This is a genomic window from Devosia sp. (assembly GCF_040509215.1).
Classification (GTDB): domain Bacteria; phylum Pseudomonadota; class Alphaproteobacteria; order Rhizobiales; family Devosiaceae; genus Devosia.
Genome location: NZ_JBEVLL010000001.1, coordinates 1 through 9003 on the forward strand (window position 1 = coordinate 1; position 9003 = coordinate 9003).

The 9003-nt window shown below is 63.6% G+C and carries 8 protein-coding genes; all 8 read left to right on the forward strand.

The genetic code is table 11. From position 1 onward, the window contains the following. Positions 1-148 precede the first annotated feature (148 nt). The 8 genes from cysS (at position 149) to ABW043_RS00040 (ending at position 8996) form a co-directional block, all read left to right on the forward strand. On the forward strand, positions 149-1567 hold the full coding sequence (gene cysS, locus ABW043_RS00005; protein ID WP_353919201.1) for a cysteine--tRNA ligase: 1419 nt from the start codon (positions 149-151) through the stop codon (positions 1565-1567). A gap of 81 nt (positions 1568-1648) precedes the next feature. Continuing rightward, positions 1649-2032, forward strand: a complete 384-nt coding sequence (locus ABW043_RS00010) for a VOC family protein (protein ID WP_353919195.1) — start codon at positions 1649-1651, stop codon at positions 2030-2032. Further along, on the forward strand, positions 2019-2492 hold the full coding sequence (locus tag ABW043_RS00015) for a GFA family protein (protein WP_353919196.1): 474 nt from the start codon (positions 2019-2021) through the stop codon (positions 2490-2492). Before ABW043_RS00010 ends, ABW043_RS00015 begins: the two co-directional genes overlap by 14 nt. Continuing rightward, positions 2492-2983 carry a GFA family protein gene (locus tag ABW043_RS00020; RefSeq protein WP_353919197.1) on the forward strand — a complete coding sequence of 164 codons (492 nt, stop codon included), beginning with the start codon at positions 2492-2494 and terminating at the stop codon, positions 2981-2983. The genes ABW043_RS00015 and ABW043_RS00020 overlap by 1 nt, the downstream gene beginning before the upstream one ends. Positions 2984-3007: 24 nt before the next feature. Further along, on the forward strand, positions 3008-4651 hold the full coding sequence (gene cimA, locus ABW043_RS00025; RefSeq protein ID WP_353919198.1) for a citramalate synthase: 1644 nt from the start codon (positions 3008-3010) through the stop codon (positions 4649-4651). A 170-nt stretch (positions 4652-4821) separates the two neighbouring features. After that, positions 4822-6561 (forward strand): LysM peptidoglycan-binding domain-containing protein, encoded by a 1740-nt coding sequence (locus ABW043_RS00030; protein WP_353919199.1) that lies wholly within the window; start codon positions 4822-4824, stop codon positions 6559-6561. 219 nt (positions 6562-6780) lie between these two features. After that, positions 6781-7101, forward strand: coding sequence for an ArsR/SmtB family transcription factor (locus ABW043_RS00035; protein WP_291418571.1), 321 nt, complete (start codon positions 6781-6783; stop codon positions 7099-7101). Beyond that, positions 7101-8996 carry an ABCB family ABC transporter ATP-binding protein/permease gene (locus ABW043_RS00040; protein ID WP_353919200.1) on the forward strand — a complete coding sequence of 632 codons (1896 nt, stop codon included), beginning with the start codon at positions 7101-7103 and terminating at the stop codon, positions 8994-8996. Before ABW043_RS00035 ends, ABW043_RS00040 begins: the two co-directional genes overlap by 1 nt. The last annotated feature ends 7 nt before the right edge of the window (positions 8997-9003 follow it).

The following is a 9003-nucleotide window of genomic DNA, read 5'->3' on the forward strand; positions in this document are numbered from 1 at the left end:
GCGCTCCATGAAGACCAAGTGCACCATTACCTGCTGCATTATTACCTGCTAACCCAAGCGTTGGCGGAGCGGTCTTCTTCATCTAAAATTCTCTGAAGATAGAGGCTCCCGCCAGAGCAAATGCATGTCTGGCCCACAGGACCTCTCGATGACCACGGCAAAGCCGCAGATCGCCCTTTACAACACGCTCACCCGCACCAAGGCGCCCTTTGCGCCCATGGATGCGAACAATGTGCGCATGTATGTCTGCGGTCCGACGGTCTACGACTTCGCCCATATCGGCAATGCGCGCCCGGTCATCGTCTTCGACGTGCTCTTCCGGCTGCTGCGCCATGTCTATGGCGAAATTCACGTCACCTATGTGCGCAACATCACCGACGTCGACGACAAGATCAACGCTCGGGCCCTCCGCGACTTCCCCAATCTGCCGCTCAACGAGGCGATCCGGAAGGTCACGGAAAAAACCGAAGACCAGTTCCTCTCCGACGTCAAAACCCTCGGCACGCTGGAGCCGACGCATCAGCCCCGCGCCACCGATAATATCGATGGTATGCAGACCCTGATCGCCTCGCTGATCGAGCGTAACCACGCCTACAATGCCGGCGGCGAAGTCCTCTTCCGCACTCGCTCCATGGAGGACTACGGGCAGCTCTCGGGCCGCAATCTCGAAGACAATCTCGCCGGGGCCCGCGTCGCCGTGGAAGCCCACAAGGAAGATCCAGCCGACTTCGTTCTCTGGAAACTCTCTTCGGCAACCGAACCCGGCTGGGACAGCCCGTGGGGCCGCGGCCGCCCCGGCTGGCATATCGAATGCTCCGCCATGTCCGAGCGATATCTCGGCCAGACTTTTGACATCCATGGCGGCGGCCTCGACCTGATCTTCCCGCACCACGAAAACGAAATCGCTCAGTCCCGTTGCGCCCATGGCACCCATGCGATGGCCAATGTCTGGATGCACAACGGCTTCCTGCAGGTCGAAGGGCAGAAAATGTCCAAGAGCCTCGGCAATTTCGTCACCATCAACGAGCTCCTCGAAACCGGTGCCATGGGCGGCCGCGCCTGGATCGGCGACGTCCTGCGCCTCGCCATGCTCATGACCCACTATCGCGAGCCAATCGACTTCACCGTCAAGCGCCTCGAAGAAGCTGAATCGAAACTCCGCGACTGGCAACGCGCCGCCCGTGGCGCCACCGTGTCCGATGGCGACGAACCCGACGCCTCGGTGGTCAACGAACTTGCCGACGACCTCAACTTCCACCGCGCCAGTGTCGCCCTCGACTACATCGCCAAGAAAGCCAACCGCGAAGAGGGCAATGCCAAACATTGCCTCGCCGCCACCCTCCGCTTCCTCGGCTTCAGCCTAGACAGCCTCCTCGACTCCAACGACGGCTGGGAAGCCCCGGCTCACATCGCCAACGCCATCGCCGCCCGCCTCGACGCCCTCAACGCCAAGGACTTTGCCAAAGCCGACACTATCCGCAACGACCTCGCCGCCCAAGGCATCGCCCTCCTCGACTACAAGGACGAACAAGGCCAGCGCGCGACGAAGTGGGAGGTGAAGAGGTGAGTGTGGACAGCTTCGCCTTCCTGACACACCCTGACAGCACGCTGCCGTCTCCATGCCCACTCCAACCAAGGAGTGCACACCATGCTTGATCACGTCGGAATTCTCGTCGCGGACTGGAACAAGGCCAAGGCCTTCTACGACGCAGCCTTCGCTCCCCTGGGCATCAGCCTCCTTATGCAGGTGCCGGAAGAATATACCGGCGGCGTAAAAGTCGGTGGCTATGGCAAGGGCCATCCCGATTTCTGGCTGACCGAAGCCAAGGATACTGGCCCCGGCCGCCACTATGCCTTCGCCTCGGACAATCGCGCCGCGATCGACGCCTTCTATGCCGCGGCAATGGCCGCTGGTGGCCGCGACAATGGCGGCCCGGGCCTGCGCCCGCACTATAGCGAAAACTACTACGCCGCCTTCGTGCTCGATCCCGACGGCAATAACATCGAAGTGGTCTGTCATGCCCCAGAATGAAGTCCATACCGGGGGCTGTCAGTGTGGCGCGGTTCGTTTCCGCGTCACACGTCTCGGCCGCCCCTCCATCTGCCATTGCCGCATGTGCCAGAAGGCATTCGGCGGCTTCTTTGGCCCGCTGGTAACCTCCCACAATGCCACCTGGACCCGCGGCGAACCCAAATGGTTCCAGAGTTCGGATGCCGCCCGTCGCGCCTTTTGTGGCGAATGCGGCACCCCGCTAGCCTACGAAACCCGTTTCGGCCTCGAACTCGCCATCGGCGCCTTCGACGATCCCACCGTCGCTGCCCCCGAAATCCAGGTCAATCTCGCCGACAAGCTGCCCTTCTTTGACCAGTTGACCAGCCTGCCCGTGCGCAGCGAGGTCAGCGACGAATGGCGCGACTTCATGGCTGGCATCCACTCCAACCAGCATCCCGACCACGATACGGAAGCCTGGCCGCCCAAGGAGAATGGCTGATGGACCGCTATAAAATGGAAGTCAGCGGCGGCTGCCAGTGCGGCGCCGTGCGCTATCACGCGACCGAAATGTTCGACAATTCGCACATTTGCCATTGCCGCATGTGCCAGAAGGCAGTCGGCAACATCTTCGCCGCCCTCGTCGCCGCCCCGCGCGAAGCCATCACCTGGACCCGCGGCGAACCCAGCCGCTTCCGCAGTTCCGACCACGTCGATCGCGGCTTTTGCAGCAAGTGCGGCACGCCGCTCTTTTACGAAGACCTCACCGGCAACAGGGTCAATTTCACCATCGGCTCGCTCGATCACCCCGAACTGTTCCCGCCCGGCGCCAATACCGGCAACGAGGCCCGCGTGCCCTGGTTCGATACACTGCCCGTGATTGAGCACGGCGGCGTTACGGAACAGCCAGACCGCGAGGACTGGTGGGGCGGCATCAAGGCCACCAACAACCAGCATCCCGACCACGATACGGCCACCTGGCCCGCAAAGTAACGACTGACGACAGGCCCCCAGAACATGTCCCGAGACCGCCTCTATCTTTTCGACACGACCCTGCGCGACGGTGCGCAGACGGCCGGCGTAGAATTCTCGCTCGAGGACAAGATCGCCATTATTGACCTGCTGGAGCAACTGGGCGTCGACTACATCGAGGGCGGCTATCCCGGCGCCAACCCGGTCGATACCGCCTTCTTCGAAAAGCCGCGCACGAAACACGCTACCTTCACCGCCTTCGGCATGACCAAGCGGGCAGGGCGCTCCGCCGCCAACGATCCCGGCGTACAGGGCCTCGTCAATTCGGCCGCCGCCGCCACCTGTTTCGTCGCCAAGGCCTGGGACTATCAGGTCGAGCTGGCCCTTGCCTCGACCACCGACGAACACCTCGAAGGCCTCGCTGACACCGTCCGCACAGCTGCATCAGCCGGCAAGGAAGTGCTCATTGACCTCGAACACTTCTTCGACGGCTTCAAGGCCAATCCCGAATACGCCCTCTCCTGCGTCACCACGGCCCTCGAATCCGGAGCCCGCTGGGTCGTCCTCTGCGACACCAATGGCGGCACCATGCCCTCCGAAGTCCGCACCATCGTCGGTACGGTCCTTAAATTCGCCCCCGGCGATAAGCTCGGCATCCATCCTCATGACGATACCGGCCAGGCCGTCGCCAATGCCCTCGCCGCCGTCGAAACCGGCGTCCGCCAGATCCAGGGCACGCTCAACGGCCTCGGCGAGCGCTGCGGCAATGCTAACCTTGTCACCCTGATCCCGACGCTGGCCCTCAAACCCTATTATGCCGAGCGTTTCGAAACCGGCATCACGCCCGAAAAGCTCGAGCGCCTGACCCACATTTCCCGCGCCTTCGACGATCGCCTCAATCGCGCTCCCGCGCGCCAGGCCCCCTATGTCGGCGCCGCGGCCTTCGCCACCAAAGCCGGCATCCACGCCTCGGCCCTGCTCAAGGATTTTTCGACCTATGAGCACGTTCCGCCCGAAACCGTGGGTAATGAACGCGCCATCATGGTCTCGCAACAGGCCGGCAAGTCCAACCTGCTCACCGCCCTGGCGCGCCACGACATCGTCCTCGAAAAAGACGATCCACGCCTCGAAAAGCTGCTCTCTACGGTCAAGGAGCGCGAGGCCAAGGGCTATTCCTATGACGGCGCCGATGCCTCCTTCGCCGTTCTCGCCCGCTCGGTCCTCGGCACGCTCCCGAGCTTTTTTGACGTCGAGCACTACCGCGCCATGGTCGAGCGCCGCCACAATGCGCAGGGCGAGGAAATCACCGTCACCGAGGCGGTGGTAAAGGTCCGCGTCGATGGCGAATTGCTGATGTCCGTCGCCGAAGGCAACGGTCCGGTCAACGCCCTCGATCAGGCACTGCGGAAAGATCTCGGTATTTATTCCGCGCGCATCGAAGACCTGGAACTGGTCGATTTCAAGGTGCGTATCCTGGACGGCGGCACGGGCGCGGTCACCCGTGTATTGGTTGAAAGCAAGGACGGCACCGGCGAGCGGTGGAGCACCATCGGGGTCTCGTCCAATATCATTGATGCGTCCTTTGAAGCTCTGTATGAATCAATCACATACAAGCTGTTGAAGACTGAAGCGGTGCAGTCGTCCTCAGTATTGGCGACTGCGCGGCCGGCTCAAAAGGCTATTGGCTGACAACCGTCCGGGAGGACAAACTGGCCGAAACTGCTCCGAAACGACCTCTCGCCCTGACCATTGGGGCAGTTGCCGTCACTCTGCTCGTCATTGCCGGCGTTTTTGTCGCCCCCACCGCAGTAAACTGCTTCAACAGCCCCGACGGCATGGGCCAGTGCATCAGGGGCAAATTGGCCGATGCCGGTCTCTTCCCCAAGGCCCCGGTAGAAGCCGTGGCCGAGGTCGAGACGCCTGCCACGGCGCCGGCAGCGCCCGCCGCGCCTGAAACCCAGCTCACCGCGCCGGCTCTCGATGTCGTGCCGCCGGCCGACGTGCCCGAAAATCTCGTCGCCGCCACCTTCGGCCTTCTCCGCGCCGAACCCGATGGCTCCGTCGTCATCGCCGGTAGCGGTCGGCCCGGCAGCGAAGTCGAAGTCTATTCCGACGATACCCTTCTCGGCAGCACCACCGTCGAAAGCTCCGGCGACTGGGTCTTCGTGCCCGATCAGCCTTTGCCCGCCGGCGGCGTTGAAATTACCCTTGCTGAACGGGGCAAGGAGGGCAGGGCGGCCCAGTCCTTCGTCGTCGTCGTCAACGAAGACAAGTCCACCCAGCCGCTGGTCGTCGCCAGCGCGCCGGGCCAGGCGAGCGAAGTCCTGCAAGGCCTGACGCGCACCGACGCATCGGCAACGACGGCAGTGGCCACAGCCGAGCCCGCCGTTTCTCCGACAACTGCTCCGGCACCGGTCGCCGTCGCCGCTGCGCCCACCTCGGCTCCTGCCGCAACGCCCACGACCCCGGAAGCATCGCCTGCCACTCCCGCAGCAACCCCTGCGCCAACGCAGGTAGCACAGGCCCCCTCTGCGCCTGAAGCGCCCGCCGCTGCTCCCGAGACACCCGCTCCGACCGCCACCGCAACGCCTCCGGCCGCGCCAGCACCCGCTCCCGCTACGGCAACTGCGCCCGCTGCCACTCCCGAAGCTCCGGCTCCAGCCGCGGTAGCGACCGCTCCCGCACCAGTCACCCCGGCCGTCCCGGCAGCAACCCCGGCGCCCCCGGCCGCATCCGCTGCCGTTCCCGCCGCCCAGCTTGCTGACGTCCCACCCACCATCGACGCCATCGAAATCGAGGGCGACCGCACTTTCTTCGCCGGCGCCGGCCCTGAAGGCGGCATTGTCCGTCTCTATGTCGACGATGCCTTTGTCGCCGACGCCACCATCGAAGGTGGTCGCTGGCTCGTCGAAGGCGGCGACGTTCTCGACGCCCCCAGCCAGCGCGTCCGCGCCGACCTGCTTGCTGCCGGCTCGCCCGACGTTGTCGCCCGCGCCGAGGTCGATTTCGTCGTCGATATGCCTGCAGAAGAACCAGCAACGGCCGTGGCCAGTGCAGACGTAGCGGCCCCGACACCGGCGCCCGCGCCTGCCGCGGCCCCCGCAGCCGCTCCAACCCCGGCTACCACTCCTGCTCAACCTGCGGCCGAGCCCGCGACGCCTGCCGCTCCCGCGGCCTCAACCGAGGCCCCAGCTCCCGTCGCTTCAACGCCGGCACAGCCTGCTGCCACGGCGCCAGCCCAGCCTTCTGCAACACCTGCTGCGCCGGCAGCTCAAGCCGCAACGCCCGCTCCGGCCACGCCTGCGCCCGAAGCTCCTGCTACACCAGCCCCCGTGGCCGTTGCAGAAACTCCCGCAACACCCCAGCCAACCGCGGCGCCCGCCGTGCCCACCATGGTCGCCGTCGCCGTCGGCTCGCCCGATGCCCAGCGTTTCGCCTCGGGCAAGGCCATCATCCGCCGCGGCGACAATCTCTGGACCATCGCCCGCCGCGCCTATGGCGAAGGCATCAAATATACGACCATTTACGATGCCAATACCGGACAGATCCGCGATCCCGACCGCATCTATCCCGGCCAGGTGTTCAACCTGCCCCAATAGGTCTACTGACACGAAATGGCGCCCCCCGGGCGCCATTTCTGGTTTCGAGCCGCTGCCCTCTACCTCCCCCTGAATGGGGAAGGTAGAGGGGGTGATCGGCAATCACTGATCTCCAGCTTCACGCCCTATTTCTGCCCACGATCTACCCCCAGGGATTGACCTTGCGGACAATCCTCACCATGTTCATCGCATTTCACCTATTAATTCGGCCGGCCCCCCATGCAAGACGACGACATCGCCAACATCATGCGAGCCCTGGGTCATCCAGTCCGGCTCAACATCCTGCGGTTCCTCGCGAGCCAGCAGCAGCGGGAATGTTGCTGTGGCGACGTTACCGAATCCTTGCCTCTCGCCCAGTCTACCGTTTCCCAGCACATAAAAGTGCTGCTCGACGCCGGCCTGATCGAGCGCAAGCCCCATGGTACGCGTAATCGCTACATGATCCGGCATGACCGGCTCGCCGAAATCGGAACCGCCTTTGGAGGCCTGCTCACAGGCCTCAACTTCCAAGCGCCCCACAAGGAAGCGGAACCGGCCTAATGGCTAATGACAGCACTGAAAAGAAGCCGTCCGTTAACGCGGACGAAGGCTCTGTATTCTCTACCGTTCGCAATCTCTGGCCCTATATGTGGCCCGAAGGCCGGCCCGATCTGCGCATGCAGGTGGTCCTCGCCCTCGGCGCTCTGGTCCTGAGCAAGGTCGCGACCACCCTCATTCCCTTTGCCTATAAGGGCATCATCGACAGCCTCGATGGCACCGATGCCGATAGCCAGTTGATCCTCGGCCTCGCTATCCCCGTCGTGCTGGTCATCGCCTATGTCCTCGGCAATGTCCTCGACGCGGCCTTCCAGCAGTTGCGCGACGTGCTCTTTGCTGGCGTCGGCCAGCATGCCGTGCGCAAGCTGGCGCTCGAAACTTTCCACCACGTCCATCGTCTGTCGCTACGCTTCCATCTCGCGCGTCGCACGGGTGGCCTCTCCCGCGTCATCGAGCGCGGCACCAAGGGCATCGAAACGGTCGTCCGTTTCGCCATGCTCAATATCGTGCCGACCATCCTCGAATTCATCGTCGTCGCCATCATCTTCGTCTGGCTCTTCGGGGTCAGCTATGTCGGCGTCCTGGTGGTGATGATCTGGGCCTATCTCTATTTCACCATCAAGGCCTCCAATTGGCGCATCGCCATCCGCCGGGACATGAATGAGTCCGACACGGACGCGAACGGCAAGGCCATCGACAGCCTTCTCAACTATGAGACGGTGAAATACTTCGCCAATGAGAAGATGGAAGCCGAGCGCTACGATCGCTCCATGGCGAGCTACGAAAAGTCTGCGATCCGCATCTGGACCTCGCTCGGCTGGTTGAACTTTGGCCAGGCCGTCATTTTCTATGGCGGCTTCCTCGCCATCTCCATCATGGCCATCCTCGGCGTTCTCGATGGTCGCCTGACGCTGGGCGATTTCGTCCTTCTCAACACCTTCCTGATGCAGGTCTATCGCCCGCTCAACTTCATCGGCTTCGTCTATCGCGAACTCCGCCAGGGCCTCACCGACATCGAGGAAATGTTCAAGCTCCTCGACAAGGATCCCGAGATCCAGGACAAGCCCGACGCGAAGCCGCTCGTCGTCACCGGCCCGGTCATCCGTTTCGAGGACGTCACCTTCCACTACGATTCCGACCGCCCCATCCTCAAGGGCGTCAGCTTCGAAGTGCCCGCCGGCAAGACCGTCGCCATCGTCGGCCCCACCGGCGCCGGCAAGTCGACCATTTCGCGCCTGCTCTATCGCTTCTATGACGTCACCGGCGGCCGCATCACCATCGACGGGCAGGACCTGCGCGACGTCACGCAGGAAAGCCTGCGCTCCACCATCGGCATGGTCCCGCAGGACACGGTGCTATTCAACGACACCATCGGCTATAATATCGAATATGGCCGCCCCGGCGCCTCGATCGACGAGGTCCGCCAGGCTGCACAGATGGCCCAGGTCGGCTCCTTCATCGAAGCGCTGCCCAAGGGCTATGAAACCCCGGTCGGCGAACGTGGCCTCAAACTCTCGGGCGGCGAAAAGCAGCGTGTTGCCATCGCCCGTACCATCCTGAAGGCCCCGTCCATCCTCATCCTCGATGAGGCGACCTCCGCCCTCGACACCAAAACCGAGCGCGACATCCAGGCCGCCCTCGACGTTGTCTCGCGCAATCGCACCACCGTCGTCATCGCTCACCGTCTCTCGACGGTTATCAATGCCGACGAAATCCTGGTGCTGCGCGAAGGCCTCGTCGCCGAGCGTGGTAGCCACGGCCAGCTCCTCGCCCAAAACGGCCTCTACGCGGTGATGTGGAGCCGCCTGCGCGTAGCCACCGAGGACGAAGAGGATTTGGCTCTGGCTCAGGAAGATCCAGACGGCTTCGTCAGGCGCGGCGCACGGGCCGCGGAGTAAGTCAGTG